This is a genomic window from Streptomyces sp. CNT372, assembly GCF_000377145.1.
This window is the reverse complement of the sequence record NZ_KB897787.1, coordinates 134,035-160,103: the sequence shown is the minus strand read 5'-3', so window position 1 is coordinate 160,103 and position 26,069 is coordinate 134,035. Positions and strand designations below refer to the sequence as shown.

Here is a 26,069-nt window from a genome sequence, read left to right as displayed (position 1 = left end):
CGTGAGCGAGAGGAAGCAGATGCCCAGGACGAACCGGAGGACGAGCCTCGTATGAGCCTGCTGCGCGACGCCGAACTCAGCGCCGCCTTCGACCGCGCGTCCCGGACCTACGACACCATGGTCGCGGCCAGCCCCGGCTACCACGGCCATCTGCGCCGTTCCGCGCGGCGGCTGCGGCTCCCGGAGGGCGGGCGCGGGCTGCGCGTCCTCGACCTCGGCTGCGGGACGGGCGCGTCCACCGCCGCCCTGCTGCGGGCCGCGCCCTTCGCCCGGGTCACGGGCGTGGACGCGTCGGCGGGAATGCTGGAACGGGCGCGGGCCAAACCCTGGCCGCCGGAGGTCTCGTTCGTCCACGCCCCGGCCGAAGCGGTCGCCACCTCGCCCGGTGACGCCCCGTACCACGCCGTCTTCGCGGCCTATCTCTTCCGCAACGTCGCCGATCCGGACGCCGTACTGCGGTCCGTCCGCGCGGTGATGGCACCGGGGGCGCGACTCGCCGTGCACGAGTACGCGCTCGCCGGGCGGCCGGTGGACCGCGCGGTGTGGACGGCGGTGTGCCGGGGGTTCGTGGTGCCGTGGGGGCGCCGGCACGGCAACGAGGGGCTGTACCGCCATCTCTGGCGCAGTGTGCTCGCCTTCGACACGGCCGGGGAGTTCGCCGACCGGCTGCGGCGGGCGGGGTTCGCGGACGTACGGGTGCTGCCGCTTCCCGGCTGGGGCACGGGGATCACCCATACGTTCACCGCCCGTGCGCCGGGAGGCCGGCCGTGAACCGGGCGCCGCTCTTTCTCCCCCACGGTGCCCGGGACCGACGGGCCCGCTGTCTGCCGGCACGGCCGGGCCGTCCCCGGGTCGCCGACCCCGCGCCGCGTGTCGCCGTCGTGGGCGGCGGGATCGCCGGACTCGCCGCGGCGACGGCCCTGGCCGAACGGGGCGTGGCCGTCACCCTGTTCGAACGCGAGCCGGGCCTCGGCGGCCGGCTCGCGGGCGGGCCCACCGTCCTGGCGGACGGCTCGACCGCGACGATGAGCCGGGGCTTCCACGCCTTCTTCCGCCAGTACTACAACCTGCGGTCGCTGCTGCGGCGGACGGACCCGGCGCTCGGCATGCTGACCCCGCTGCCGGACTATCCGCTGCGGCACAGCGGCGGCCTGTCCGACAGTTTCGCCCGGGTGCCGCGCACGCCCCCGCTGAGCGCCCTCGGATTCGTCGCGCAGAGCCCGTCGTTCGGCTGGCGGGACCTCGCCGGTATGGACGCACGGGCCGCGCTGCCGCTGCTGGACGTGCGGGTGCCGGAGGTGTACGAGCGGCTGGACGGGGTGAGCGCGGCGGACTTCCTGACCCGGATCCGCTTCCCCGAGGCCGCGCAACACCTGGCGTTCGAGGTGTTCTCACGCAGCTTCTTCGCCGATCCGCGGGAGTTGTCGGCGGCGGAGCTGGCGCTGATGTTCCACATCTACTTCCTGGGTTCGGCGGAGGGGCTGCTGTTCGACGTGCCGGACGCGCCGTTCCCGGCGGCGCTGTGGGAGCCGCTGGCGCGCAGGCTGGAGAAGCTGGGGGCCGTGCTGCGTTGCGGCACCCCGGTGGAGGCGGTCGGCCCGGCGCGGGGCGGGGGCGGCGTCGAGGTCGCCGTCCGTGGGCGCGGCGAGCGGTACGACGCGGTGGTCCTGGCCTTGGACACGGGCGGGCTGCGGGCGGTGGCCGGGGCGTCCCCCGGGCTCTGCGACGAGGACTGGCGGGCGCGGGTGGCGGCTCTGCGCACGGCTCCGGCGTTCCTGGTCTCCCGTCTCTGGCTGGACCGCCCGGTGCGCGCCGACCGCCCGGGGTTCCTGGGCACCAGCGGGTACGGGCCGCTGGACAACGTCAGCGTCCTGGACCGCTGGGAGGACGAGGCGCGCGCCTGGGCGGCGCGCACCGGCGGCTCGGTGGTGGAGCTGCACGCGTACGCCGTACCGGAGGGCGCGGACCGCCTGCGGGTGCGGGACGAGGCGCTGGCGCAGCTGCACCGGGTGTACCCGGAGACGGGGGCGGCCCGGGTGGTGGACGCGCGGCACGAATGGCACGCCGACTGCCCGCTGTTCGCGGTCGGCGGCCACGCGGACCGCCCGGGCGTACGTACCCCCGACGCCCGGGTGGTCCTGGCGGGCGATTCGGTGCGCACGGACCTCCCGGTCGCCCTGATGGAACGCGCGGCCACCACCGGCTTCCTCGCGGCGAACGCGCTGCTGGCCGGGTGGGGCGTACTGGGCCACACGCTCTGGACCGTCCCGAACGGCGGCCGCGTGGCCGCCCTCCGGGCGGCGGCTTCCCGCTTCGGCAGGGGGTGACGACCGCACGGCAGCGCCACCGGGCGCGGGGCGGGCCGGGGTGCGCCCCGGCCCGCCTCCCGGGCCGGCGCGGGCAGCGGTACCCCGGAACGGGACGAACCCCCGGGCTCCCGTCCGGGCTCCCCGGCAGGCGTCCGGAGCCGCGGGACGGACCGGCGCGGGCCACCGACGGAGGGGCATCGAGCGCCGCCCCCGCGCCGATGCGGGCAGCCGTGACCCGGAGACGGATGAATCCCGGGCTCCCGTCCGGGCTCCCCGGCAGGCGTCCGGAGCCGCGGGACGGGCAGGGCTGCCGGGTCACGGAACGGGGGGCGCGCGGCGGGCCGGGGTGCGCCGAGGCCCGTGCTGCGGAGGAGCCAGCGGCGTTCCGCGTACGCGAGGTCGTCACGCCAGAGGCGAGCCGCGCCCGCGCGCATCAGGAGGCGCAGGAGGGGCGAGTCGGCACGGGCGGCGGCGAAGCCCGGGCGGTCCGAGGCGGCGACGACCGCCTCGACCACCGCGGTCCGGGGCCGGCCCCGGTCGTCCGGCCGCGGGGCGGGCAAGGCTGCCGGGTCGAACGGGGGGCGCGCGGCGGGCCGGGCGCCCGCCCGGCCGGGGCAACGCGGCCCGCTGGCCCGTCAGCCCGGGAAGCGGCCCGTGCTGCGGAGGAGCCAGCGGCGTTCCGCGTACGCGAGGTCGTCACGCCAGAGGCGAGCCGCGCCCGCGCGCATCAGAGGGCGCAGGAGGGGCGAGACGGCACGGGCGGCAGCGAAGCCCGGGCGGTCCGAGGCGGCGACGACCGCCTCGACCACCGCGGTCCGGGGCCGGCCCCGGTCGTCGGGCCCGAGCGGGGTCGCGTGGGTCTCGACGACCGAGCCGCGCCCCTCCCCCTCCGTGATGTGCATGACGACGGTACGGGGCCCGGGCGCCGTGAACACGGCCGTGACCGGGACGACGACCCGCCCCGCGAGCCTGAACGACACCCGCACCGCGAACGCGTCCCCGTCCCCGTCGTCGTCCTCGGCCGCCGGCCCGGGGCTGCCCACCACGGCGAGGTCGACGAAGGAGTAGGGGTGGAACCAGGCACCGTGCCAGGGGTCCAGGCGGTTGGCGACGACGTCCTCCGGTTCGCAGACGCCCCGGCCGGTGTAGACGGCGGTCACCGCCGCCCGCGCGTCGGGCCGGGCCGGGACGACCGGGGCGGGCAGCGGCTCCTCGCCGCCGACCGCGTCCAGCCGGACCCAGACCAGGGCGCCGTCGTCGTACGCGGGGTAGGGCTCCCAGCCCGCGAACGGCCCTCCGTCCAGGGCGAGTCCGTGCCAGTGGCAGATCAGCGTCCCGCACCGCACGGGCGAGTCGGCCAGCGGGGCGCCGAGGTGCGGGCAGGCGCCGGGTCCGGCGACCACCCGTCCGTCAGCGTCGCGCCAGGCGACGACCTCGGTGCCCGCGACGGTCCCGGCGAGGCTGCGTTCGCGGGTGACGGCCCGTGCGTCGCCGAGGACGAACCAGTTGCCGGAGGGCCGGGCGAGGGCGCGCTTGAGGGCCGCGTCGATCACCGCGGGGCGGGCCGCGCGCCAGGTCGGTTCCTGGTCCGCCCACGGGACCGGGCGGCGTCGCAGGGTGAGCGGGTAGCGGCGGCGCGGCGGCCGGCCGGAGCCGGGGGCGGGTCGGGCGGTCATGCGCAGCCCTCCTCGGGCAGCGGGGGCACGGGGCGGGCGGGCGCGGCGGGGGCCTGCCGGGCCCGGGCCGTCGCGCGCAGGCGGGCGGCGGCGATGCGGCACAGCCCGTCCCCGGCCGCCGCCGCCCGGCGGCGCAGGGGGACGACGGAGCGCCGGTGGACGGAGGCGTACCCGTCCTCGGCGACGGCGCGCAGGATGCCGCCGTAGAGGACGAACGCGGTCCGGATGCACGGCCGGGCGAGCGGGTCGAGCATCGCCAGCCCGGGGGCGGCCCGGCGGTAGACGCCCCGCGTGACGTCGGCGGCGGCGCGCAGCGCCTCGGTGATGCGCGGGTCGCGCCGCCCGGTGCGGCGGCTCCACAGCAGCAGCTCGCGGTCGGCGCCGTGTGCGGCGAGCAGGTCGGCGGGGAGGTAGACCCGGCCCCGGTCCAGGTCCTCGCCCACGTCACGCAGGAAGTTGGTCAGCTGGAACGCCACACCGAGGGCGGCGGCGTGCGGGGCGGCCTCGGCGCGCGGCACCACGGTGCCGAGGACGGGCAGCATCTGGAGGCCGATGACCGCGGCGGAGCCGTGCATATAGCGCTCCAGGTCGGCCATGGTGGGGTAGTCGGTGACCGCCAGGTCGGCACGCATGGAGCCGAGGAAGTCGTCGAAGTGCCGGTGGTCGATGGCGTAGCGGGCGGCGGTGTCGGCGAGGGCGTGCACCACGGGTTCGGGGCTGCGGCCGGTCCGGAGGCCGTCCGCGAGGTGGGCGCCCAGGCCGGTCAGGAGGGCGGCGCGCTCGGCGGGGGTCGCGTCGCTGCCGAGGTCGTCCACGATGTCGTCGGCGTGGCGGGCGAAGCCGTAGAGGGCGTGGACGGCGGGCCGGCGTTCCACGGGCAGGAGGCGGGTGGCGAGGAAGTACGTCTTTCCGTGGCGTGAGTTGAGGGCGCGGCAGCGGGCGTAGGCGGCCCGCAGCCGGGGGTCGTGGATACCTGCGGCGTCCAGTTCGCGTCGCGTCATCGGGCGGGGTCCTTAGGGGGGCGTCGGGTGCGGGCCGGCGGTCGGCGCGGGGTTCCGGTGATCCGGGCGGCGGCGAGCTTCCCGGAGACGAGGACCGTGGGCACGCCGACGCCGGGGGTGGTGCCGCAGCCGGCGAGTACGGCGTTCTCGGTCCCGCGCACCAGGTTGCGCGGCCGGAACGGCCCGGTCTGCGCGAGGGTGTGCGCGGTGGCGAAGGGGGTGCCGGCGGCGTGCCCCTGGGCGGTCCAGTCGGCGGGGGTGACCATCGCCTCCTCCTCGATCGAGCCGCTGAGCCCGGTGAGGCCGCGCCGTTCCAGTTCCTCCAGGAGGCGCAGCCGGTAGTGGGGCGCGATCTCCTCCCAGCGGTCGGCGCCGGGCCCGGTGTCGGTGTTGGGGCAGGGGGCGAGGACGTAGTGGACGTGGCGGCCGTCCGGTGCGAGGCCGGGGTCGCTCGCGGTGGGCCGGGTGATCAGCAGGGAGGGGTCGCTCATCAGCCGCCCGGTGCGGGTGAGTTCGCGGAAGGTCTCCTTCCAGGCGCCGCCGAAGGAGATGGTGTGGTGGGCGAGTTGGGGCCAGGTGCGGTCCGTGCCGAGGTGCAGGATCACGGCGGACGGGGAGTGCCGCAGGGCGAGCGGGCGCCGGGGCCGACGGCCCAGCAGGGAGTAGGTGACGGGCAGGTCGGGGGTGAGGACGACCGCGTCGCAGGCGATGCGGTCCCGGTCGGTGACGACGGCGGTGATCCGCGCACCGCGGCGCTCCAGCTCCACCACCCGCTCGCCGTACCGTAGTTCGGCGCCCGCCTGGCCGGCCGCGGCGGCCATGCCGCGGGGCAGGGCGTGCATCCCGCCGGCGGGGAAGTACACCCCGGCGACGGTGTCCATGTAGGCGATGACGGCGTAGGCGGCGAGCGCCCGGGCCGGAGCCACGCCCGCGTAGAGGGACTGGAAGGTGAAGACGCGGCGCAGGCGCTCGTCGTGCAGGAAGCGGCCGACGCGCGCGTCCAGCCGGCCGAAGCCGCCGAGCGCGGCGAGCCGGGCGAGGTCGGGGCCGAGGAGGTGGAGCGGCGAGTCGAAGTTGGCGTCGATGAAGCTGCGCATCTGGACCCGGTACAGCTTCTCCAGCCAGGCGCGCATCCGCCGGTAGCCCACGGCTTCACGGGCGCCGGCGAAGCGCTCGATCTCGGCCTCCATGGCGGCGGCCCCGGTGTGCACGTCGAGGCTGGTGCCGTCGGCGAACCGGGCGCGGTAGGCGGGGTGGAGGGGCAGGAGTTCCAGGTGCTCGGCCGTCTTGGCGTCCACGGCGGCGAAGGCCTCGTCGACCAGGTCGGGCATGGTCAGGACGGTCGGTCCGGTGTCGAAGCGGTAGCCGCCCCGGTCCAGCCGTCCGGCGCGGCCGCCGGGCCCGGGGTCGCGCTCGACGACGGTGACACGGCGCCCCGCGCCGAGCAGGTGCAGGGCCGTGGCGAGTCCGGCGAGTCCGGCGCCGACGACGACCACATGGTCGGTGGGTCCCTGGAGCGTCCTCATCGCACCGCCCCGTCCCCGGCCGCCACCAGGGCCGGCGGGCCGTCCGGTGGGAGCAGGGCCGCCGGTGCGCCGCTCGCGCGGGGGGCGCTCGCGGCGTGCAGGAGTGCGGCGAGCCGGCCGGCCGCGTCCGGGTCCAGTCCGGCGGTGGCGAGCCGGCGCTCGGCGACGGCGAGGAGACGGGTGATCCGGGCCTCGACCAGGTCCCGGGCGCCGGTGCGCACCAGCGCCCGCCGCACCTCGTCCAGTTCCTCGTCTGCCCGGCCGGGGTCGTACGGCGTGTCCGGGCCGTGCGCCCCGCCCCTGCCGTAGGCCGGGTCCGGGCCGCCGTGCCCCTCGCCCGAGCCGCGCGCCGGACCCTCCGGGTGGGGGCCGCGCGGGGCGTGCGCCGGGGACGGGGCGTCGGCCGGCGGACGGTCGAGGACGGCGAGGGCGCGGGTGTCGCCCCGTGCCGCGGCGGCCGACCGCGCGAGCGCGGCGAGATAGGTGTGCTTGCCGGCCCGCACGTCCTCCCCGGCCGGTTTCCCCGTGTCGGCCGGGTCGCCGAAGAGTCCGTCGAGGTCGTCCCGGAGCTGGAAGGCGATCCCCGCGCTGCGGCCCGCCGAGCGCAGTGCGTCCGCCGTCGCCGGGTCCGCGCCCGCGACGGCCGCGCCGAGGGCGAGGGGCCTGCCGACCGTGTAGAGCGCGGACTTGAGGCAGGCGGTGCGCAGGGCGCGGCCCGGGGAGCGGGCGTGCGAGACCTGGGACTGGAGGTCCAGGTACTGCCCGGCGACCATCTCGGTGCGCATCGCCCGCCAGTCGGCCAGCACCCGGGGCCGGACGCCCGGCGCGAAGGCGGTGTCGGCCACGATGTCGTCGGCCCAGGCGAGCGCCAGGTCACCGGCGAGGACGGCACCGCAGGCGCCGAACGACGGTACGCCGCCGGGCGCGCCCGGCCCCGGCCGCGTCGCCGGCCGGTCGCCGTAGCGCTGGTCCAGCCGTACGTGGAAGGCGGGCCGGCCCCGGCGGCGGGGTGAACCGTCCATCACGTCGTCCTGCACCAGGGCGCAGGTCTGGATCAGTTCCAGGGCGGCCGCCACGCGCAGTCCCGCGTGCCGTTCCTCCTCGCCGCCGCCGCAGGCCCGCAGGGCCCACCACAGGAGCTGGGAGCGGGTGCGGCGGCCGCCGTCGAGGGTGAAGCGGGCCGTGCTGTCGGCGAGGTCCCTCGCGAACACGGCGTCCAGCGCGGCGGCTTCGGCGGTCCGCTCTTCCAGCAGCTCGCCCAGTACGGCGCCGACGGCCCCGGGGACGTCCCGGTCCACGGCGGGACAGGACGCCGCTGGGCGGACGGCGGTACGACGGGCCGGTACGGGCTCGGCCGGGCAGCTGCGCTGCATCGAGGACCTCCGCGGTTCGACGGTTTGCCCGTCTCTTCCGAGGCGGCGCCCCGTTCGGATGCGCCCGGCGGAACCCGGGCGGGTGCGCGGGCAGCGGGCCGCCGCCCACTCGACCACATCCGGGACGCCCGGCCGGGGTGACACACCGTGACCCCGCGGCGGGTACGGCCGTTCCGGTGCCTGCCCGGGGAGGGCGGGCACCGGCCCGCGGCGCCCGGGAACACCGCGGGGCCCGCGCCCCGCCGCGCCGGGAAGCGCCCACCCGGGGAGGGCGCACCGGACCCGCCCGCCCAGACCCGTCAGGCGTCGCCGCGCCGCAGCGCCCGGCCGTCCTGCGCGCCGCCCGGCAGGGCGGGGGCGGGGCCGGCGAGGGGGGCCCGGGCGGCCGCACGGGCCCGTTCCTCGGCGGCCTCCCTCGGGTGGCGGCGCTGCCAGTAGGGGTTGTCGTGCGAGAGCTTGCTCGACACCCGCCCGTACATGCCGAAGGTCGCGATCACCAGCCCCATCACAAAGCTGAAGATCACGTTGGTCATGCCGAAGTCCAGGAAGTTGGCGGACCGGTCGAGGGCGAAGACGTGGTAGAAGCCGCTCAGCAGGAACAGGCCGCCCACGGTCATGTTGAGCGTGGAGGCGAAGTTCCCGCCCACCACGGCGCCCGCGATCAGGGCGAGGCCGACGATGGTGGAGATGACGCTCAGGGCCACGTTCGTGGTCATCCCGGCGATGGTGTCGCCGGAGGTGCTGAACGGGCTGAGGGCGTCCGCGAAGCCGAGGCAGCCGAAGACCAGCAGGACGACGCCGCAGAACGCGGCCCCGTACCGGTAGACGGTCGCGAGGTGGTGGTCCAGGGGGAGTTCGTCGCGCAGTTTCATGCTTCCGGTTCGCCGCGGGAGGCTGTCCCGGATGCACGGGCCGGTCCGCGAACGGTCGATACGCCCGCATTGCGCGCCCGGGCACGGCCGTACGGCGTACGGGAGCGGGTCCCGTACGCCGTACGGCGCCGCAGGAGGCGGCTCGCGGCCCGTTGGGCCGGGTCAGGACGTGACGGCTACTACGCCGGCGGCATCAGCACGTTGTCGATGAGATGCACGGTGGCGTTCTCGGTCATCACATCGCCGCAGACGACCTTCGCGGAGTCGTTCACGACGTACGTGCCGTCCGTCTCGTCGGTGGTCAGGTCGGCGCCCTCCAGGGTCTCGAAGGTGCCGTCGGCGAGCTGGTCCGGGGCGACCTTCTCGCCCACGACGTGGTAGGTCAGCACCTGGGTGAGCTGCTCCTTGTCGGCCAGCAGGGCGTCCAGGTCGGCCTGCGGGATCTTCTCGAAGGCGTCGTTGGTCGGCGCGAACACCGTGATGTTCTCGGCGTTGTTCAAGGTGTCGGCCAGGTCCGCCTCCTGGATCGCTGCGACCAGGGTCGACAGCTCGGGGTTGTTGGACGCGGCGGTGGCGACCGGGTCGTCGGCCATGCCCTCGGCGCTGCCCTCGCCCTCCTGGGGCAGCGACGCGCAGGCGGGTCCGACCGGCTCGGCGCGTACGTCGGCCTGTGCGGGTGCGGCGACCGCCAGGGTGACCGGCAGGATCAGCGCGCCGATACCCGCGGCCACGGCGGCGCGGCGGGGGTGGTTGATGTTCATGGATCCGCCCTTCCGGGATGGAGGTGGCGGGCCCGCGGAAGTGGCCCGTCGATGAGTGTTCGGCGGCTGCCCGCCCCACGGATCCCCTCGACGGACATTTCCTGACGATTCATACCGAATAAGACGGAAAGTGGCCGCGCGGCATCCCACCGTGCGCGCCGGGCGCGGCTCAGGAGCGCATCAGTTCCTCGATCACGTCCAGCGCCGAGCGCAGCCCCTGGAGCCGCCCGGTCCCGGGGACCGCGCCCATACCGGCCCAGCCGGGCCCGGCGAGCAGCAGGGCGGGCCTCTCCCGGGCGCCGCGCACCCCCCACTCCATACCGGCGATCCACTGGACGAGGGCCCGGTCCGCGGTGGCACGGGACTGCGCCCAGAGCACCACCGCTGACGGGCCCGACCTGCGCACGGCCTCGAACAGCGCCTCCGCCGGCAGCGCGGCGCCGAACATCCGGGCGGGCAGGCCGCGTTCACCGAGGGCGGCGGCGAGGGCCTCCATGGGCAGGCTGTGCTCCTCCCCCGGGACGCAGGCGAGCAGCGCGGGCGCCAGGGGCTCGGCGCCGCGCACGGTGTGGGCCCGGCGAATGGCGCTGGAGACGTGCCAGGACAGCAGGTGCTCGACCTCCACGTACCGCTCCCCCGCGGTGGCCCACTTGCGGCCGACGGCGTGGAGGGTGGGAGCGAGGACCTCCTCCCAGGCGGTGACCACGCCGTGCTCGGCGATGACGGCCTCCAGCAGTTCCTCCATGGCGGGCGCGTCGAGGCGCACGGCCGCCCGGGCGAGGCCCCGGCACTCCTGGCGGACGTCCCCGAGGGGCAGCGCGGTCCGCCCGCCCGGCCCGCCGCGTGGGCGGGCCCCCGGGACGCCGGCGACGCGGCCGTCCGGGGAGCCGGGGCCGGGCGCGGCGCGCTGGGCGGCGCGCGCGGCCTCGGCGGGCGGTACGCCCTGGCCGGTCAGCCTGCACATCTCCTCGACGAGGGCGATGTCGCCGGGTGTCCAGCGCCGGTGCCGGCCGTCCTGGCGGTCGGCGGGCCCGATGCCGTAGCGCCGCTCCCAGGACCGCAGGGTGGTCGCGGCGACACCGAGACGCCGCGCCACGGCGCCCGTGCTGAGCGGCAGCGCGTCGTCCGTGTCCGTGTCGGAGGCCATGCCTCCAGCGTACGACGCATGATCGACGCAAGTTCCGCGCACGCAGGCCCGGTGCACGGGCCCCGGGCCGCACGCGTCAGCAGATGCGCGGCAGCTGCTCGCCCAGCGGCAGATCGACCACGCGCGTACCGCCGAGGCCGGTGCGGGCCACCACCATGCCCGGGTGGCCGGTGACGGTCTCGCCGATGACGGCCGCCTCCGCGCCCAGCGGATGGGCCCGCATCGCCGCCAGCACCGCGTCGGCGTGCTCGCGCGGCACGAAGGCGACGAGCTTGCCCTCGTTGGCCACCTGCAGCGGGTCCAGCCCCAGGAAACCGCAGGCGTTGGCCACTGCTTCGGGGACGGGGACGGCCCGCTCCTCGATGACGACCCCGGTCCCGGAGGCGGCCGCGATCTCGTTCAGGGCCGCCGCCAGCCCGCCCCGGGTGGGGTCGCGCAGGACGTGCAGGTCCGGGGTGACGGCCAGCATCGCCTCCACCAGCCCGCCGAGGGCCGCGCAGTCGCTCTCGATGCCCACGCCGAACTCCAGCCCCTCCCGGACGCTGAGGATGGCGACGCCGTGCGCACCGACCGGCCCGCTGACGATGACCACGTCGCCGGGCACCACGCGCTGCGGCCGCAGGTCGACCCCGTCCGGGACCAGGCCGATGCCCGAGGTGTTGATGTAGACGCCGTCGCCGTGCCCCGACTCGACCACCTTGGTGTCCCCGGTGACCACCTCGACGCCCGCCGCCCGGGCCGCCGCGCCCAGCGACTCGGCGACCCGGGCGACGACGGACATCTCGACGCCCTCCTCCAGGATGAAGCCGCAGGACAGGAACGCGGGTCGCGCGCCGCTCATCGCCAGGTCGTTGACCGTGCCGTTGACGGCCAGGTCGCCGATGCTGCCGCCGGGGAAGAACAGCGGCCGGACCACGAAGGAGTCGGTGGAGAACGCCAGGCGCGCGCCGCCGAGTTCGACCGTGGTGCTGTCCCCGAGCCCGGCGAGGTGCGGCCCGCCGAACGCGGGCGCGAAGACGTGCTCCACCAGTTCGGCGGACATCGCGCCACCGCCGCCGTGCCCCATGACCACGCGGGGCTGGTCCCGCAGCGGGGCCGGGCAGGTCCAGGCGAGCATGTCCGGGGCGCCTGCGGTCGTGGTCTCAGACAACGGGGGCCTCCTGGCGGGGTGCGGTGCGCGGCGTGAGGTCGAGCCGCCGGTAGAGGTAGTAGGCCGCGCAGGCGCCCTCGCTGGAGACCATGGTGGCGCCGAGCGGGGTGCGCGGGGTGCAGGCGGTGCCGAAGGCCTCGCACTCGTTCGGCTTGAGATGCCCCTGGAGGACCTCGCCGCTGCGGCAGGCGGCGGGCTCCCGGGTGTCGATGCCGGTGACGGAGAAGCGGTGCTCGGCGTCGTACTCCCGGTAGCGTTCGGAGAGCCGCCAGCCGCTCGCCGGGATGGTGCCGATACCGCGCCAGGCGCGGTCGGTCACCTCGAAGACGTCCGCCAGCATCGTGCGGGCGGCCGGGTTGCCCTCGGCGCGCACGGCACGCGGGTAGGCGTTCTCCACGGTGTGCTCGCCGCGCTCCAGCTGGCGGACGGTCCGGCGGACGCCCTCCAGGATGTCCAGCGGTTCGAAGCCGGTGACCACGATGGGGACGCGGAACCGGTCGGCGAGCTCCGGGTACTCGTCGGTGCCCATGACGCTGCACACATGCCCGGCGGCGAGGAAGGCCTGCACCCGGCAGGACGGGGACTGCATGATCGCCTCGATGGCCGGGGGGACCCGGACGTGCGAGACCAGCAGGCTGAAGTTGCGGATGCCGAGCTTCTTCGCCTGGTACACCGTCATGGCGTTCGGCGGCGCGGTGGTCTCGAAGCCGATGCCGAAGAACACGACCTCCCGCTCCGGGTTCTGGCGGGCGATCCGCAGGGCGTCCAGGGGCGAGTAGACGACGCGTACGTCACCGCCCGCGCCGCGCACCTGGAAGAGGTCGCGGCCGGTGCCGGGGACGCGGAGCATGTCGCCGAAGGAGCAGAAGATCACATCGGGGCGGGAGGCGATCTCCAGCGCCTTGTCGATGACCTCCAGCGGTGTGACGCAGACCGGGCAGCCGGGTCCGTGGATCAACTCGACGCCGTCGGGCAGGAGTTGGTCGATCCCGTGCCGGATGATCGTGTGGGTCTGCCCGCCGCAGACCTCCATCAGGGCCCAGGGGCGGGTGACGGTGGCCGCGATGTCGTCGAGCAGCCGCCGGGCGAGTGCGGGGTCCTGGAACTCGTCGATGTACTTCACCGGTCCGCCCTCCTCTCGCCGCCTGCGGGCGTGCCCGCGGCCTGGTCGCCGTCGCCGTCGCCGTCCCGCAGGGCCGCCTCGGCCTCGGCCGCCTCCCACGGGTCGCCGAACTCCTCCTGGAGCAGTCCGAGGTTCTCGAAGAGGGCGAGGGTCTGGCGTGCGGACTCCTCGTCCAGACGCTGGAGGGCGAAGCCCACGTGGACGATGGCGTACTCGCCGACCCGGAGGTCCGGCAGGTACTCCAGGCACACCTCCTTGACCACTCCGCCGAAGTCGACGGTGGCCATCCTGGTGCCGTCCCGTTCCTCGATGCCCAGCACTCTGCCGGGTACCGCCAGGCACATGTGCGTCTCCTCGCTCTCGCGCTGTGTCGTGTCCCGTCCTGCGTGAAGCCCCGTTCCCGGCCGTGCGGGGGTGCCGCGTCCGGCGCGGTGGCCGTCAGCCGGCGGCGGGGCCCCGGCAGGCGGCCACGACGAGCTGGCCGAGTGCCAGCCCGCCGTCGTTCGGGGGGATGCGGCGGTGCCGGAGCACCGTGAAGCCGTCGTCCGCGAGGCGTGCGGCGCAGGCGGACGACAGCAGGCTGTTGGCGAAGACACCGCCGCTCAGGGCGACGTCGGTGAGGCCGTGTTCCGTCCGGGCCGCCGCGCACACCCGGTGCACCAGGCCGGCGACGGCAGCGTGGAAGCGCGCGGCGACCGGCCCCGGCCCGGTCCCCGCGCGCAGGTCGCGCACCACGGCGGCGAGCAGCGGAGCGGGGTCGGCGGCGTATGCGGCCCCGGCCGCCGCTCCCTCCGGTGCGAGCCGGAAGGCGTAGCCGTCCGGCTGCGGGGTACGGCCGTCACGCAGTTCGCGCACGGCCGCCGCCTCCAGTTCGACCGCCGCCTGGGCCTCGTACCCGGAGCGGTGGCACACCCCGGCGAGGGAGGAGACGGCGTCGAAGAGGCGGCCCATGCTGGAGGTGGGGACGCAGTGCACGCCACGCGCCAGCTGCCGCTCCAGCACGGCGAGTTCATCGGGCGGGCAGGCCCGCGTGCACGGCAGCCAGGCTTCCCGGGCGAGCCCGGCGGTGCGCAGATGGGACAGGGCCATCCGGTACGGCAGCCGTACGGCGGCGTCGCCGCCGGGGAGCGGGGTGTAGGCGAGGTGGGCGAAGCGGGTGAAGCCGCGGTAGCCGGCGAGAAGGAACTCACCGCCCCACACGGCTCCGTCGGGTCCGTGACCGGTGCCGTCGAAGGCGACCCCGATGACCCGGGCGGCCGGGCCGAGCCCGTGTTCCGCCATGGCGGAGGCGATGTGCGCGTGGTGGTGCTGGACGCCGGTGACGGGCCGGCCGGCGGCGCGGCGGGCGGCCCAGCGGGTGGAGCGGTAGCCGGGGTGGAGGTCGGCCGCGAGGTGTTCGGGCCGGGTACCGGTGACCGACTCCAGCTGCTCCTCGGCCCGTTCGAAGGCGCGCTGGGTCGCGAGGTCGTCCATGTCGCCGATATGGGCCGAGAGCCACGCCTTGTCCCCGGAGCCGAGGCAGAAGGCGTTCTTCAGGTCGCCGCCGACGGCGAGGGTGGGCGGGACGCGCACGGGCAGGGTGAGCGGCAGGGGCGCGTGGCCCCGGGAACGCCGCAGGACCAGCGGTTCGCCGTCGAGGACCCGGACCACGGAGTCGTCGCACGGGACGTGGATCGGCCGGTCGTGCAGCAGCCAGGCGTCGGCCAGGCCGTCGAGGCGGGCGAGGGCCTCCTCGTCGCCGGTGACGATCGGCTCCCCGGCCAGGTTGCCGCTGGTCATGACCAGCAGCCGGGGGCCGGGCGCGTCGCCGGGCAGGCCGAGGAGGAGGTGGTGCACCGGGGTGTAGGGCAGCATCACGCCGAGGTCGGGGCTGCCGGGGGCGACGCCGTCCGCCGGGCGCGGCCCGGTGCCGGCGGGCACGGGCAGGCGGCGCAGCAGGACGATCGGCCGGTCGGGGCCGGTGAGCGCGGCCCGTTCCGCCTCGTCGGCGCGGACCAGGCCCGCGAGGTCGCCGAGGTCGCGGGCCATCAGGGCGAAGGGCTTGTCGCCGCGGTTCTTGCGGCGGCGCAGGGTCCCGACGGCGGCGGGGTCGGTCGCGTCGCAGGCCAGGTGGTAGCCCCCGAGGCCCTTCACCGCGAGGACGGCCCCGGCGGCGAGCAGCCTCCGGGCGGCTGCGACCGGGTCCTTGGCGGGCGCCTGCCCGCCGGATCGTGTGACCAGGCGCAGCCGGGGCCCGCAGGTGTGGCAGGAGACCGGCTGTGCGTGGAAGCGGCGGTCGGCGGGGTCGGTGTACTCCCGGGCGCAGTCGGCGCACATCGGGAACCGGGCCATGGTGGTGTGCTCGCGGTCGTACGGGAGGCCGGTGACGATGGTGAACCGGGGGCCGCAGTGCGTGCAGGTGATGAACGGGTGCCGGTACCGCCGGTCGGCGGGGTCGGCCAGCTCGGCGAGGCAGTCCGCGCAGGTGGCGGTGTCCGGGGGCACGAGGGTGCGGACGGGGCCGCCGGCGCGGGAGGCGACGATCGCGAACCCCGCGGCGCCGGTGGCCGCGAGGGGCTCGTGCCGCACCGACTCCACCACGGCGAGCGGGGGCGCGTCGGCGGCGAGGCGTTCGCAGAAGCGGGCCACGGCGTCCGGGGCGCCCTCGACCTCGGCGAGGACGCCGTCCCCGGTGTTGGTGACATGCCCGGCCAGTCCCAGCCCGGTCGCGAGCCCGTGCACGAACGGCCGGAAGCCGACGCCCTGGACGACGCCGCGTACGACGACCCGGCGGCGCTCGGCGGCACCGGGAACGGAGGCGGCGGCGGGGGCGGAGTGGGCGGTCACGCGTGCAGCTGGGAGTGCGCGGGAGCGTCGGTGTGGACGTGCGGATGCGGGTGCGGGTGCGGGTGGTCGTGACCGTGGTCATGGCCGTCGTGCTGCCGGGCCATCACCGGCACATGGACCGGCTCCCCCGCCGCGACGGCGAGCGCGCGGTCCAGGAGGACGCCCGCGCCGAGCCCGGTGCGGGCCGAGGTGAGGACGATCTCCACGCCCGGGTTGACCCGCCGCACATGCGCCCGGAAGGCGTCCTCGTCGAAGTCGACCGCCTCCGCGATGTCGGTCTTGGTCACCAGCACCAGGTTCGCCAGCCCGAACGCGGTGGGGTACTTCAGCGGCTTGTCCTCCCCCTCCGTGACCGAGGCGAGGACGACCCGCAGCGACTCGCCGAGGTCGTAGGAGGCCGGGCAGACCAGGTTGCCGACGTTCTCGACGAACAGCAGCCGGGTGTCCTCCGGCAGCCAGCCGACCAGATGGCCGCCGAGCATCCCGGCCTCCAGGTGGCACAGCCCGTCGGTGAAGATCTGCTTGACCGGCACCCCGGAGCGGGCGAGCCGCTCGGCGTCGTTCTCGGTGGCCAGATCGGCGGTCAGGGCGGCGACGGGCACGCCCCGTTCGCGGGCCGTGCGCAGTTCCGTCTCCAGCAGGGCGGTCTTCCCGCTCCCCGGGCTGGACAGCAGGTTGACGACCGTGGTGCCGCGGACGGCGAGGCCCGCGCGCAGGGTCCGCGCGGTCGCGTCGTTCTTCGCGAGCACCGAGGTCCGCAGGTCGAGCGCACGGCACATGGGTCAGCTCTCCTCATGGACGGGGTGACGGGGGCCGGCGGCGGAACCCGGGGCACCGGGCGGGACGGCCGGGTCGCCCCAGTGGACCTCGGCGATCCGCAGGTCCCGGCCGGACAGCAGCTCCTGAGCCGGTGCCCGGCACCCGGGGCAGCACAGGTCCGGGGGCATCCCGACGGCCCACTCCCGGTCGCAGGGGGCGCAGTGCGCCCGGGCCGGGACCGTCGCGGCGGTCAGCTCCGCGCCCTCCAGCAGGGTTCCGGCGCAGGCGAGTTCGAAGCAGAAGGCGAGCGCCTCGGGGACGACGCCGGCGAGTTCGCCGACGCTCAGCCGGACGGAGACGACGGACCCGGCCCCGTGCTCGCGCGCGGCCTCCTCCACCTGGTCGACGACCGCGAGCGCAAGGGACATCTCGTGCATCGTGCTCAGTCCTGTCGGTGGCGGATCCGGCCGCCGGCCGGCGCCCGGCGGGCGCGCCCCATTCAAGGGGCGCGGCCCCCTCCGTGCCGTCCGGCGCACCGGCACCGGACGGCGGTTGGACCCGATCGGAGCAGCGGGCGGGTGGCCCGCGGTCACATGCTCCTGATGCGCAGATAGCGCCGGATGTCGGGCAGGTTGACGGCGATCAGGGCGGCGACGACGACGGCGACGGCCGTCCCCGCGCTGGCACTTCGGTTCACGGTGTCCTCCTTCAGGGGGCGGCCGGGCCGGCCGCGGGCTGCGGGGCGGGGGCGGCGACGAGGTCGCGCAGGGTCCGTACGGCCTGTGGCACGGCGTCCCGGACGGGGTCCGAGAGGCCGATCCCCTCTTCCAGGCAGGCGGGTTCGCAGCCGACGACGAGGACCCGGCGCGGCGGGGTGCCGCCGGTTCCGGCGCACAGGGCGCCGAGCAGGGCGAGGACCGCGTCGGGCGACATGCGGTGGCCGTCGACGACGGCCTCCCCGGCCGCCGCGTCCACGGCGGCGTCCTCGATCAGATAGAGCGTGCCCGGTGCGCCGCCACGTGCGGTGGCGTCCACCAGGACGACCGTGTCGTACCCGTCGAGGACCTGATAGGCGAGGTGCACGCCGCGGACGCCGGTGTCGACGGCCTCGACGTGGGCCGGCAGCGGCCCGGCGGCGAGCTGCCGCACGGTCTCGACGCCGAAGCCGTCGTCGCCGAGGAAGATGTTCCCGATCCCGGCGACGAGGGTCCTGGGCGCGGGGGCACCGGGGGTGGGGGCCCCGGGGGCGGGGGTGCTCACGTCGTCTCCTGCGGGTGGGTGACCTCGTCGGGCTGGAAGTAGAGGTAGCGCCCCTGCTCGCGGCGGATGTCGGCGCCCGGGTCGCCGTCCACCGTGACGGCGAGGTGCACTCCCCCGTCGACGTCGTGGAGGACGGCCTCCACCTGGGCGGTGCGCCCGTGCAGGAACAGGTCCTGGGCGTCGGTGCGGCGTTTGCCGGGCCGCAGGACCACCCGGGCTCCCGCCCGCACGGGGCGGCCGTCGACGAGGACCTCGTCCCGCTCCGGGTCCACGCCGGTGTCCCCGCCCGGGTCCCACCACGGAGTGTCGGGCCGGGCGGTGCCGTGGTCGTCGAAGGGGTCCCGGTCCGCGGCGGCGGTGAACGGGTCGGGGCCGGGGCCCGGAGCCCCCGTGGTGACCGCGTCCAGGGAGCGGATGGCGCCGTGCAGCCGGTCCAGGACCTCCGGCGGCATGGAGTCGGCGAGGTCGATGACGGCCGCGGCGCGGGCGTCGGTGCCCCGGGCCTCGCGCTTCTCCTGGTCGGTGAGGGCGGCGGTGCGCAGGGCGAGGATCTCGTCGATCTCGGTGGCGTCGTAGAGGGCGCCGAGGCTCTCGGGGGCGATGGCCGGGTGGTCGTCCAGGATGATCGGCGAGGAGAGGACCAGGTCGGAGCGGCCCGGTTCGCCGGCGAGGACCGGCCAGGTGTGCAGGTTGCGGCAGTCGGCGACGGCCCCCGCCGCCCACTGCGGCGGATCGGTCAGGGAGAGGAAGGCTCCGCCGCTGAGCTGGAGGAGCACGTGGGCGGCGATCAGGGAGTGCGGCAGCGCGGCGTCCCGGGCGGCGCCGGGTTCCGGCTGCCACGCGCTGGTGTTCTCGACAAGGGCGGTGAGCCTGAACGCCCGGTAGGGGCCCGGGAGTTCCTCGGCGCTCAGGCGCAGCCGTCCGCTGATCGCCTCCCGCCGGCGGACGAGCCGGCCGACCACGGTCCCGTCGGCGTCCCGGACGGTCTCGGTCTCCTCGTGCACGGGCCGGGTGAAGGGGACCTCGGTGCCGTCGGGGGTGAGGTCCGCGGTGGGGACGGTGAGGTCGGTGTGCTCCTCGACGCCCTCGTCCCAGGCGGTGAGCACCCGGTCGTCCAGGTGGAGTTCGGCGACGGGCTCGAAGGTGCCGTCCGGGCGGGCGCGTTCCACCGTTCGGCGCTGGGCGTGCAGAAAGCGCACCTGGACGGCGAGTTCGGCGCCGGTGCGGGGTTCCATCAGGATGTCGGTGTGCTGGAAGTCGTGCTCGTCGCCCGCGGCGGCCCAGGCGGGCGGCACGAGGACGCCGAACTGCCAGCGGAGGCGGTTCTTGGCGGCGGAGGCCCGGTAGGGGTAGAGGACGTAGCCCTCGAAGAGGACGGCGTCGGCGACCTGGCGGGCGAAGGCGAGCCGGGCCTCGGTGGACGCGGGGAAGGTGGCGGTGGTCATCGGGCCGTGGTCCTCTCCGGGCGTCCGGCTCCTGCTCCGGCCCCGGAGGCCGCCGCCCGCAGCGCCTCGGCCGGCCCGCCGCGCGTACCGGCGCCCGGCCCGGACCCGGCCGAGATGGCGAGGAGTTCGCGCACGGTCGCCTCCCAGGAGGGCAGGGCACGGCGGGAGCGGTGGGCGCGCAGGGCGTCCATGACGTCGGAGGGCAGCCGGATCCAGCCGCAGCCGGGGAAGTGCTGGGCGATCATCTCCCGCCAGGTGGCCACGGGAAGCCGGAACTCCGCCTCGCGGTCCCAGGGCACCGGTTCCACCCGGAAGCCGGCGTCGCCGGTGAACGCCGTGCCGGAGAACAGCATCAGCAGCGGCACCTCGCCGTCCTCCAGGGCGTCCAGGTAGCGGGTGGCGGCGATGTCCATGTCGTAGGTGCAGGGGACGACGAGGTCGGTCTCGGTCTCCCCGGTGAACCCGGGCACCATCAGCGGGACCTGGGCGAACTGGACGGGGTGCAGGGTGCTGCCCCAGCGCGAGCGTTCCCCGAACAGGTCGGTGAGGGGCTCGGTCTCGCCGGGCGCGTAGGAGCGCCGGGCGGGCTCGATCCGGATCTGGCAGCGCAGCGCCAGCGCGTGGACGGGGGTGGGGTCGGGGGTGGTGACGCGCAGCCGGAAGACGAGCGTGGGCCCGGCGGCGTAGCGGTCGGCGCGGACGCCGGCGCAGTGGAAGGTCAGTTCGGTCATGAGGGGTCCGCCCCGGTGGTACGGGCCTTGCGGCGTACGTCGTCGAAGAAGGCGTCGAGGTCGGCGCGGGCCTCGGCCCCGCCGTCGAAGCCGTGCCACAGCAGCCGCATCCGGCCCACGAGGGCGTAGCAGCGGTCCACGGGCACGAGGTGGCACTCGGTCTCCTCGCCGGTGCGGCGCACCAGGAGGGCCTCGGTGTCGGGGGCGAGTTCACCGGCGAGGGCGGTGGCGTCCAGGACGGTCTGCCGTTCCCGGGGCTCCAGTTCGCGTTCGGTGGCACCGGCGGGGCTGGGGTAGAGGGCCACCAGCCGGTCGAGCGCCGTGTTGTGGAAGAAGAAGGCGACGCTGACGGGGATGGCGAGGAGGTTCCACAGGCCGTCGTCGAAGCGGTGGTCCGGGTCGGTCAGGACGCGGTCGGGCACGGCCCGGAACCGGCCGCCGCCGGTGGCGCCGGGCCGGGCCATCACCTGGGCGCAGGCCGGGCAGGCGCAGGCGAGGGCGCGCCGCTCGGTGTCGACGAGGTGGCGGTGCTCCGGGGCGACGGGGACCCCGCACAGTTCGCAGACCTCGGCGCGGGGCGGGCGGGGGGTGGTGAACCGCCGGAGCCCGCGCGGCTGCAGGGCAGCCGCGCCGGACACCGCGGCGGTGTGGGGCGCGCTCACCGTGCCGGGCCCGGGGCCCCGCCGGGGCGGGTCCCGATCTGGAGCAGGGCGGGTTCGCGGGGCGCCTCGGGGAGGAGGTCGACGTCGGTCACCTCGGGGGCGAAGCAGCAGAGCGCCTCGATCGCTGCCTGACGGGCGGCGTCGGCCGTGGAGCCGCAGCCGCAGCCCGACGCGGCGGCCGGGCGCAGCCGCAGCACACCGGTGCGCTCGTCGTAGCCGGCGTGCTCCAGGCCGCCGCCGGCGACGGTGGCCAGGGCGCGGGCGATGCGGGCCTCGGTGTCCTCGGGGTGGAGGCCGTGCAGGACGAGGAGGCTCGCGACCAGTTCGTCGCCGAGCAGGGGCTCCAGCGGGTCCGTGCCGCTGCGCGGGACGGCCCGGCCGAGGAGGTCGACGGCGCGGGCGAGGCCGGCGCCGTAGAAGTCCATCAGGACGCGGACCAGTTCTTCGGCGGCCTCCCGGGCGCGCTCGTCCCCGGAGTCGGCGAGGTGCTGGAGGATCTCCTCGACGCGGCGGCCGGCCTCCTCGGCGGTGGGTGCGGGGGCCGGCCGGGTGCCGGTGGCGGCGCTCATCCGCCCAGCCCGCTCAGGCCGGTGGGGACGTGCATGGTCTTGACCGTCTTCCCGCCGCCGACGTACATGTGCACACCGCACGGCAGGCAGGGGTCGAAGCTGCGCACGGCCCGCATGATGTCGATGCCCTTGAAGTTCTCCGGGGTGTTCTCCTCGAAGATGGGCGTGTTCTGCACGGCGTCCTCGTACGGGCCGGGGGTGCCGTAGGTGTCGCGGGTGCTGGCGTTCCACGGGGTCGGCGGGTACGGGTGGTAGTTGGCGATCTTCCCGTCGCGGATGACCATGTGGTGGGAGAGGACGCCGCGGACGGCCTCGGTGAAGCCGCAGCCGATGGACTCGTCCGGGACCTCGAACTTCTCCCAGGTCTGGGTGCGTCCGGCGCGGACCTCCTCCAGGCCCTTCTCGGCGCAGTGCAGCGCGATGGCGGCCGCGTACGCCTGGAAGTAGGTCCGGGCGCGGTTGCGTTCGAGGGCGTTGGACCACCGCGGGATCTTCCACTCGAAGGTGGTCTCCGGCTTGGTCATGGTCCGGGGCAGGTTGATGACGACGCTGTGGCCGGTGGCCTTGACGTAGCCGACGTCGACGAGGCCGGACAGGGCGGTGGACCAGAGGCGGGCGATGGGGCCGCCGCCGGTGTCGAGGGGCAGGTAGTCCTTGCCGTCGAACCAGCGCGGGGACATCACCCAGCTGTACTTGTCCTGGAAGTCACGCTTCTGCGGGGCCGGGATGGTGTGCTGGTTCCACGGGTGGCGCGGGTCGACGGGGTTGCCGAGCGGGTCGTGGGTGACGAACTGCTCCTGGCCCGCCCAGTCCTCGTAGTAGGAGGAGCCGAGCAGGATGCGGATGCCGAGGTTGATCTCGGTGAGGTCGTTGGTGACCAGCTTGCCGTCCACGACGACGCCCGGGGTGACGAACATCCGCCGGCCCCAGTCGGTCATGTTGGCGTAGGTGAAGTCGCAGTACTCGGGGTCGTTGAGGGCGCCCCAGCAGCCGAGGAGCACCCGCCGGCGGCCGACCTCCTCGTAGCCGGGCAGGGCCTCGTAGAAGAAGTCGAACAGGTCGTCGTGGAGGGGGACGACGCGCTTCATGAACTCGACGTACCGCATCAGCCGGCTCATGTAGTCGGTGAAGAGCTGCACGGAGGCGACCGTGCCGACGCCGCCCGGGTAGAGCGTGGAGGGGTGCACATGGCGGCCCTCCATCAGGCAGAACATCTCCCGGGTGTAGCGGCTGACCTGGAGGGCCTCCCGGTAGAACTCGCCCTCCAGGGGGTTGAGGGAGCGCATGATGTCGGCGATGGTGCGGTAGCCGTGCTCGGCGGCGTGCGGGGCCTCGGTGCGCTCGGCGAGTTCGAGGACGCCGGGGTTGGTCTCGCGGACCATCCGCTCGCAGTAGTCGACCCCCACCAGGTTCTCCTGGAAGATGTTGTGGTCGAACATGTACTCGGCGGACTCACCGAGGTTGATGACCCACTCGCCCAGGTGCGGGGGCTTCACGCCGTACGCCATGTTCTGCGCGTACACCGAGCAGGTGGCGTGGTTGTCGCCGCAGATGCCGCAGATGCGGCTGGTGATGAAGTGGGCGTCGCGCGGGTCCTTGCCGCGCATGAACACGCTGTAGCCGCGGAAGACCGACGACGTGCTGTAGCACTCGGCGACCCGCTTCTGCTTGAAGTCGATCTTCGTGTGGATGCCGAGACTTCCCACGATCCGGGTGATCGGATCCCAGGACATCTCCACGAGGCCGCTCTTGTCGCCGGCAGCCTTGGTCGTCGGTCCCATGGTGCGCTGTGCCCTTCGTCGTGTGTGACGGGTCGTCAGGTGTGACGGATGTGCGGGGATGTGCGGCTCGCCGGCCGGCGGACGGTCACCACGGCGGCCGGTAGCCGGTGGTCAGCCGCTCGCCGGTGTGGCGCCACTTGGGCTCCTGGTCCACGGTCTTCCCGGTGAGGGACCGCAGCCGCCGGATGACCGCGCCGTAGGCGCCGCTGGCGGTGCTGGAGACCTTGCCTCCGGGGGGTTCGTCCATGAACGGCATGAACTTGTCCGGGAAGCCCGGCATGGTGCAGGCGATGCAGATGCCGCCGACGTTGGGGCAGCCGCCGATGCCGTTCATCCAGCCGCGCTTGGGGACGTTGCACTTCACGACCGGGCCCCAGCAGCCGAGCTTGACCAGGCAGAGCGGGGAGTCGTAGCTGTGCGCGAACTGGCCCTGCTCGTAGTAGCCGCCGCGGTCGCAGCCCTCGTGGACGGTGGCGCCGAACAGCCAGGTGGGCCGCAGCTTGTCGTCCAGCGGGATCATCGGCGCGGCGCCGGTCGCCTGGTAGAGCAGGTAGGTCAGGGTCTCGGAGAAGTTGTCGGGCTGGATGGGGCAGCCGGGCACGCACACGATGGGGATGCCGGCCTTGGACTTCCAGTCCCAGCCGAGGTAGTCGGGCACGCCCATGGCGCCGGTCGGGTTGCCCGACATGGCGTGGATGCCGCCGTAGGTGGCGCAGGTGCCGATGGCGACCACGGCGAGGGCCTTGGGCGCGAGCCGGTCGATCCACTCGCTGGTGGTGATGGGCTGGCCGGTCTCCGGGTCGTCACCGAAGCCGCACCAGTAGCCCTCGGGCTTGATGGACTCGTTGGGGATGGAGCCCTCGACGACGAGGACGAAGGGGTCGATCTCGCCCCGCTCCCCCTTGAAGAACCACTCGATGAACGTGTCCGCGCCCTGCACGGGGCCGCACTCGTAGTCGATGAGGGGCCAGTGGACCTGGATCTTCGGCAGGCCGGGCAGTGCCCCGAGGACGATCTCCTCGATGCTGGGCTGCATCGCGGCCGTCAGGGCGACGGAGTCACCGTCGCAGCTCAGCCCCGCGTTGATCCAGAGGATGTGGATCGGGGCCTCTTCCTCGGCGGACGCACCCGGGGACTGGCCCTCGGCGGTGGTCTGGCTTGCAGCGTTCATGGGACGCCTCCTGGCGCGTCTGTTGACGGCACCCCCCTCCTGCGACTGCTCATCTCTCTTGCTAACAGCGGGGCACCCCCGCCGCCACCAGACCGGCCGGGGGCCGCTCCTTGCGGACGAAGGCGGCCCGCAGCCGGTGGTAGGGCGCCTCCGGGTCGGCGAAGATCCGCTCCATCCGGGCCGTCTCCTGCGCCCGGTACACGGAGAGCGGCCTGACCTCTCGCTGCGCGTCCAGGGCCGCCTTCTTGCCGGCGATGCGCCGCTGGGTCGCCGGGAACGCGGCGAGACGCCCGGCCGAACGGGTGACGCTGCCGGTGAACTCGGCCGGGGCGCAGTCGGCGATCCGGTCCGCCAGTCCGAGCCGCAGGGCGGTGCGGGCGGTCACCGGCAGTGCCTCCTCGGTGAGCCGGCGGGCCCGCTCGGCGCCGGTCCGGCGGGGCAGCGAGTACGTCCAGTACTCGGAGCCGTACAGGCCCATCCGCCGGTAGTGGGGGTTGAGCACGGAGCCGGAGCGGCACCAGACCTCGTCGGCGGCCAGGGCGAGCATCACGCCCCCGGCGGCCGCGTTGCCGCCGACGGCGGCGACCGTCAGCCGGTCGGTGGTGGTCAGCACGGCTTCCACCAGGTCGTTCATGGCCTCCAGGTTGGCCATCGACTCCGCGCCCGGGTCGGCGGCGGCCTCGATCACGCCCAGGTGGATGCCGTTGGAGAAGAAGTCCCGCCCGCCGCCGAGGACCAGGACGGAGGTGGGACGCTCGCAGGCGGCGCGGTAGGCGTCCAGCAGGCGGCGGCACTGCCCGGTGCTCATCGCACCGCCCGGGAAGGAGAACGACAGCCGGCCGACCGCCCCCTCCTCGTGGTAGGCGATGTCCCGCCAGGTGCGCCCCGGCCCGGGCAGGCCCGGGTCCAGGGGCGGTGCGGGGACCTCGGGCAGATCCGGGAGGACCCCGGCGCGGGACAGGGCGAGGGCGGCGGGGAGCTTGTACGCGGCCGGGCCGCCCGGGGTGCGCCGGGGGCGCAGCTCGGGGATCCACACGGCGCCGTCGGCGGTGGCCCGGCAGACCGCGCCGTCGCGGGTGGCGACCAGTGCGCCGGGGGTACCGCGCAGAGTGTCCTCCGGGTGCCCGCCGTGCAGGTACCAGTCCCCGCCGAGGAGGCGGTCCAGCACGCCGGGCTGCGAGTCCGCGGCCCGCAGAGCGCGCAGGACGGTCTCGGTGGTGTCCTTCGTCCAGTCGAGGGCGCGCTCCCGCTGGGTGAGGTAGGGACGGGTCCCGGTGCCCGGCGCCCGGCCGCCGGGCGCGTCCTGCGGGAGCGGCCGGTGGGTGCCGGAGGTGGCGCGCTCCACGGCGAGGAGGACGGCCTCCACGGCCGCGTCGGAGACCTCGCCCCGGTAGAGGTCGCTCTTGGCCAGCGGCGGCAGGGGGCAGGCGGCGGACGCCCAGACGTCGCCCGCGTCCATCTCCGCCACCGCCTGGAGGACGGTGACGCCCCACTCCGCCGCCCCGTCGAGAATCGCCCGGTCCAGGCTGGAGGGGCCCCGGTCGCCGGGCGGGCCGGGGTGCACCACGAGGCACAGGTGGCGGGACCAGACCTCGCGCGGGATCACGGTCCGCAGCATGGGCGCGAGCACGAGTCCGGGCCGGTGCTCCTCGACCGCCCGGACGATGTCGTCGCCGTCCGCGACCTCGGCGAGGGCGGTCTCGTGGCCGCGGTCGCGCAGTTCGGCGCCGACGCGCTGGGTGAGGCTGTTGTTGGCACTGGCGACGAGCAGGATCCGCATGGGCCCTCCGAAGGTCCGGCCGCTCACGGGCCGGATCGTGCGCCGGCCGACCCCCGCGATGGTGGCGGGGCGCCACCGCGGGACCGTGACCCTCGCCGGGGGCGTCACCCGAACGGGACCGGCTTGGGCCGGATGCCGAGGTCCACC

The 26,069-nt window shown here is 75.5% G+C and carries 24 protein-coding genes and 1 pseudogene; 2 read left to right on the top strand and 23 right to left on the bottom strand.

The genetic code is table 11. From position 1 onward, the window contains the following. The first annotated feature begins 51 nt into the window (after nucleotides 1-51). Entirely contained in the window at nucleotides 52-771 is a 720-nt protein-coding gene (locus C593_RS0123260; RefSeq protein ID WP_018849731.1) for a class I SAM-dependent methyltransferase, read from the top strand. After that, nucleotides 768-2,327: an FAD-dependent oxidoreductase gene (locus C593_RS0123255; RefSeq protein ID WP_018849730.1), complete on the top strand. Its 1,560-nt coding sequence runs from the start codon at nucleotides 768-770 to the stop codon at nucleotides 2,325-2,327. The genes C593_RS0123260 and C593_RS0123255 overlap by 4 nt, the downstream gene beginning before the upstream one ends. Before the next feature lie 338 nt (nucleotides 2,328-2,665). Here C593_RS0123255 and C593_RS33920 read toward each other — a convergent pair. From C593_RS33920 to C593_RS30305, 23 genes and pseudogenes are all read right to left on the bottom strand, one after another. Further along, nucleotides 2,666-2,854 (bottom strand): annotated as a pseudogene (locus tag C593_RS33920) (DUF5914 domain-containing protein); the annotation flags it as partial. Between the two features lie 90 nt (nucleotides 2,855-2,944). After that, nucleotides 2,945-3,985 carry a DUF5914 domain-containing protein gene (locus tag C593_RS0123250; RefSeq protein ID WP_018849729.1) on the bottom strand — a complete coding sequence of 347 codons (1,041 nt, stop codon included), beginning with the start codon at nucleotides 3,983-3,985 and terminating at the stop codon, nucleotides 2,945-2,947. Then, nucleotides 3,982-4,986 carry a phytoene/squalene synthase family protein gene (locus C593_RS0123245; protein WP_018849728.1) on the bottom strand — a complete coding sequence of 335 codons (1,005 nt, stop codon included), beginning with the start codon at nucleotides 4,984-4,986 and terminating at the stop codon, nucleotides 3,982-3,984. Before C593_RS0123245 ends, C593_RS0123250 begins: the two co-directional genes overlap by 4 nt. After that, a complete protein-coding gene (crtI, locus tag C593_RS30315) occupies nucleotides 4,983-6,512 on the bottom strand; it encodes a phytoene desaturase family protein (protein ID WP_037746787.1) in 1,530 nt (509 codons plus the stop codon). The genes C593_RS0123245 and crtI overlap by 4 nt, the downstream gene beginning before the upstream one ends. Beyond that, nucleotides 6,509-7,885 carry a polyprenyl synthetase family protein gene (locus C593_RS30310; protein ID WP_078521812.1) on the bottom strand — a complete coding sequence of 459 codons (1,377 nt, stop codon included), beginning with the start codon at nucleotides 7,883-7,885 and terminating at the stop codon, nucleotides 6,509-6,511. The genes crtI and C593_RS30310 overlap by 4 nt, the downstream gene beginning before the upstream one ends. 299 nt (nucleotides 7,886-8,184) lie before the next feature. Continuing rightward, complete coding sequence (locus C593_RS0123230; RefSeq protein WP_018849725.1) at nucleotides 8,185-8,757, bottom strand: DUF4383 domain-containing protein; 573 nt, start codon at nucleotides 8,755-8,757, stop codon at nucleotides 8,185-8,187. A 179-nt stretch (nucleotides 8,758-8,936) separates the two neighbouring features. Continuing rightward, nucleotides 8,937-9,518 (bottom strand): fasciclin domain-containing protein, encoded by a 582-nt coding sequence (locus tag C593_RS0123225; RefSeq protein WP_018849724.1) that lies wholly within the window; start codon nucleotides 9,516-9,518, stop codon nucleotides 8,937-8,939. A gap of 169 nt (nucleotides 9,519-9,687) precedes the next feature. Beyond that, nucleotides 9,688-10,665 (bottom strand): MerR family transcriptional regulator, encoded by a 978-nt coding sequence (locus C593_RS0123220; protein WP_018849723.1) that lies wholly within the window; start codon nucleotides 10,663-10,665, stop codon nucleotides 9,688-9,690. Between the two features lie 76 nt (nucleotides 10,666-10,741). Then, nucleotides 10,742-11,782 (bottom strand): hydrogenase expression/formation protein HypE, encoded by a 1,041-nt coding sequence (gene hypE, locus C593_RS0123215; RefSeq protein WP_020610377.1) that lies wholly within the window; start codon nucleotides 11,780-11,782, stop codon nucleotides 10,742-10,744. Nucleotides 11,783-11,807: 25 nt separating this feature from the next. After that, nucleotides 11,808-12,938, bottom strand: coding sequence for a hydrogenase formation protein HypD (gene hypD, locus C593_RS0123210; RefSeq protein WP_018849721.1), 1,131 nt, complete (start codon nucleotides 12,936-12,938; stop codon nucleotides 11,808-11,810). Beyond that, on the bottom strand, nucleotides 12,935-13,282 hold the full coding sequence (locus tag C593_RS0123205; protein WP_018849720.1) for a HypC/HybG/HupF family hydrogenase formation chaperone: 348 nt from the start codon (nucleotides 13,280-13,282) through the stop codon (nucleotides 12,935-12,937). The genes hypD and C593_RS0123205 overlap by 4 nt, the downstream gene beginning before the upstream one ends. A gap of 94 nt (nucleotides 13,283-13,376) precedes the next feature. Then, nucleotides 13,377-15,764, bottom strand: coding sequence for a carbamoyltransferase HypF (hypF, locus tag C593_RS0123200; RefSeq protein WP_018849719.1), 2,388 nt, complete (start codon nucleotides 15,762-15,764; stop codon nucleotides 13,377-13,379). Beyond that, nucleotides 15,761-16,543 (bottom strand): hydrogenase nickel incorporation protein HypB, encoded by a 783-nt coding sequence (hypB, locus tag C593_RS0123195; RefSeq protein ID WP_018849718.1) that lies wholly within the window; start codon nucleotides 16,541-16,543, stop codon nucleotides 15,761-15,763. The genes hypF and hypB overlap by 4 nt, the downstream gene beginning before the upstream one ends. Before the next feature lie 3 nt (nucleotides 16,544-16,546). Further along, the gene (gene hypA, locus C593_RS0123190; RefSeq protein WP_018849717.1) at nucleotides 16,547-16,960 is read right to left on the bottom strand and encodes a hydrogenase maturation nickel metallochaperone HypA; all 414 of its coding nucleotides are present in this window, start codon (nucleotides 16,958-16,960) and stop codon (nucleotides 16,547-16,549) included. Between the two features lie 152 nt (nucleotides 16,961-17,112). After that, nucleotides 17,113-17,220 (bottom strand): DUF6893 family small protein, encoded by a 108-nt coding sequence (locus C593_RS33915; protein ID WP_018849716.1) that lies wholly within the window; start codon nucleotides 17,218-17,220, stop codon nucleotides 17,113-17,115. An 11-nt stretch (nucleotides 17,221-17,231) separates the two neighbouring features. Beyond that, nucleotides 17,232-17,783, bottom strand: coding sequence for a hydrogenase maturation protease (locus C593_RS0123180; protein WP_018849715.1), 552 nt, complete (start codon nucleotides 17,781-17,783; stop codon nucleotides 17,232-17,234). Further along, nucleotides 17,780-19,228, bottom strand: a complete 1,449-nt coding sequence (locus C593_RS0123175) for a hypothetical protein (RefSeq protein WP_018849714.1) — start codon at nucleotides 19,226-19,228, stop codon at nucleotides 17,780-17,782. The genes C593_RS0123180 and C593_RS0123175 overlap by 4 nt, the downstream gene beginning before the upstream one ends. Next, nucleotides 19,225-19,959 (bottom strand): DUF6084 family protein, encoded by a 735-nt coding sequence (locus C593_RS0123170; RefSeq protein WP_018849713.1) that lies wholly within the window; start codon nucleotides 19,957-19,959, stop codon nucleotides 19,225-19,227. The genes C593_RS0123175 and C593_RS0123170 overlap by 4 nt, the downstream gene beginning before the upstream one ends. Further along, a complete protein-coding gene (locus C593_RS0123165) occupies nucleotides 19,956-20,597 on the bottom strand; it encodes a DUF5947 family protein (RefSeq protein WP_026277997.1) in 642 nt (213 codons plus the stop codon). The genes C593_RS0123170 and C593_RS0123165 overlap by 4 nt, the downstream gene beginning before the upstream one ends. A gap of 20 nt (nucleotides 20,598-20,617) precedes the next feature. After that, nucleotides 20,618-21,190, bottom strand: a complete 573-nt coding sequence (locus C593_RS0123160) for a hypothetical protein (protein ID WP_018849711.1) — start codon at nucleotides 21,188-21,190, stop codon at nucleotides 20,618-20,620. Beyond that, nucleotides 21,187-22,971 carry a nickel-dependent hydrogenase large subunit gene (locus C593_RS0123155; protein WP_018849710.1) on the bottom strand — a complete coding sequence of 595 codons (1,785 nt, stop codon included), beginning with the start codon at nucleotides 22,969-22,971 and terminating at the stop codon, nucleotides 21,187-21,189. The genes C593_RS0123160 and C593_RS0123155 overlap by 4 nt, the downstream gene beginning before the upstream one ends. Nucleotides 22,972-23,056: 85 nt before the next feature. Continuing rightward, nucleotides 23,057-24,142 (bottom strand): NADH-quinone oxidoreductase subunit B family protein, encoded by a 1,086-nt coding sequence (locus C593_RS0123150; protein WP_018849709.1) that lies wholly within the window; start codon nucleotides 24,140-24,142, stop codon nucleotides 23,057-23,059. Nucleotides 24,143-24,203: 61 nt separating this feature from the next. Next, nucleotides 24,204-25,922 carry a hydrogenase maturation protein gene (locus C593_RS30305; RefSeq protein WP_037746847.1) on the bottom strand — a complete coding sequence of 573 codons (1,719 nt, stop codon included), beginning with the start codon at nucleotides 25,920-25,922 and terminating at the stop codon, nucleotides 24,204-24,206. Nucleotides 25,923-26,069 lie beyond the last annotated feature (147 nt).

Excerpts from the sequence above, each read along its gene's own strand:
- C593_RS0123260 (WP_018849731.1), top strand. The coding sequence starts at position 52 with ATGAGCCTGCTGCGCGACGCCGAACTCAGCGCCGCCTTCGACCGCGCG.
- C593_RS0123250 (WP_018849729.1), bottom strand. The coding sequence starts at position 3,985 with ATGACCGCCCGACCCGCCCCCGGCTCCGGCCGGCCGCCGCGCCGCCGC.
- C593_RS0123245 (WP_018849728.1), bottom strand. The coding sequence starts at position 4,986 with ATGACGCGACGCGAACTGGACGCCGCAGGTATCCACGACCCCCGGCTG.
- crtI (WP_037746787.1), bottom strand. The coding sequence starts at position 6,512 with ATGAGGACGCTCCAGGGACCCACCGACCATGTGGTCGTCGTCGGCGCC.
- C593_RS30310 (WP_078521812.1), bottom strand. The coding sequence starts at position 7,885 with ATGCAGCGCAGCTGCCCGGCCGAGCCCGTACCGGCCCGTCGTACCGCC.
- C593_RS0123230 (WP_018849725.1), bottom strand. The coding sequence starts at position 8,757 with ATGAAACTGCGCGACGAACTCCCCCTGGACCACCACCTCGCGACCGTC.
- C593_RS0123225 (WP_018849724.1), bottom strand. The coding sequence starts at position 9,518 with ATGAACATCAACCACCCCCGCCGCGCCGCCGTGGCCGCGGGTATCGGC.
- C593_RS0123220 (WP_018849723.1), bottom strand. The coding sequence starts at position 10,665 with ATGGCCTCCGACACGGACACGGACGACGCGCTGCCGCTCAGCACGGGC.
- hypE (WP_020610377.1), bottom strand. The coding sequence starts at position 11,782 with ATGCTCGCCTGGACCTGCCCGGCCCCGCTGCGGGACCAGCCCCGCGTG.
- C593_RS0123205 (WP_018849720.1), bottom strand. The coding sequence starts at position 13,282 with ATGTGCCTGGCGGTACCCGGCAGAGTGCTGGGCATCGAGGAACGGGAC.
- hypB (WP_018849718.1), bottom strand. The coding sequence starts at position 16,543 with ATGTGCCGTGCGCTCGACCTGCGGACCTCGGTGCTCGCGAAGAACGAC.
- hypA (WP_018849717.1), bottom strand. The coding sequence starts at position 16,960 with ATGCACGAGATGTCCCTTGCGCTCGCGGTCGTCGACCAGGTGGAGGAG.
- C593_RS0123175 (WP_018849714.1), bottom strand. The coding sequence starts at position 19,228 with ATGACCACCGCCACCTTCCCCGCGTCCACCGAGGCCCGGCTCGCCTTC.
- C593_RS0123170 (WP_018849713.1), bottom strand. The coding sequence starts at position 19,959 with ATGACCGAACTGACCTTCCACTGCGCCGGCGTCCGCGCCGACCGCTAC.
- C593_RS0123160 (WP_018849711.1), bottom strand. The coding sequence starts at position 21,190 with ATGAGCGCCGCCACCGGCACCCGGCCGGCCCCCGCACCCACCGCCGAG.
- C593_RS0123155 (WP_018849710.1), bottom strand. The coding sequence starts at position 22,971 with ATGGGACCGACGACCAAGGCTGCCGGCGACAAGAGCGGCCTCGTGGAG.
- C593_RS0123150 (WP_018849709.1), bottom strand. The coding sequence starts at position 24,142 with ATGAACGCTGCAAGCCAGACCACCGCCGAGGGCCAGTCCCCGGGTGCG.
- C593_RS30305 (WP_037746847.1), bottom strand. The coding sequence starts at position 25,922 with ATGCGGATCCTGCTCGTCGCCAGTGCCAACAACAGCCTCACCCAGCGC.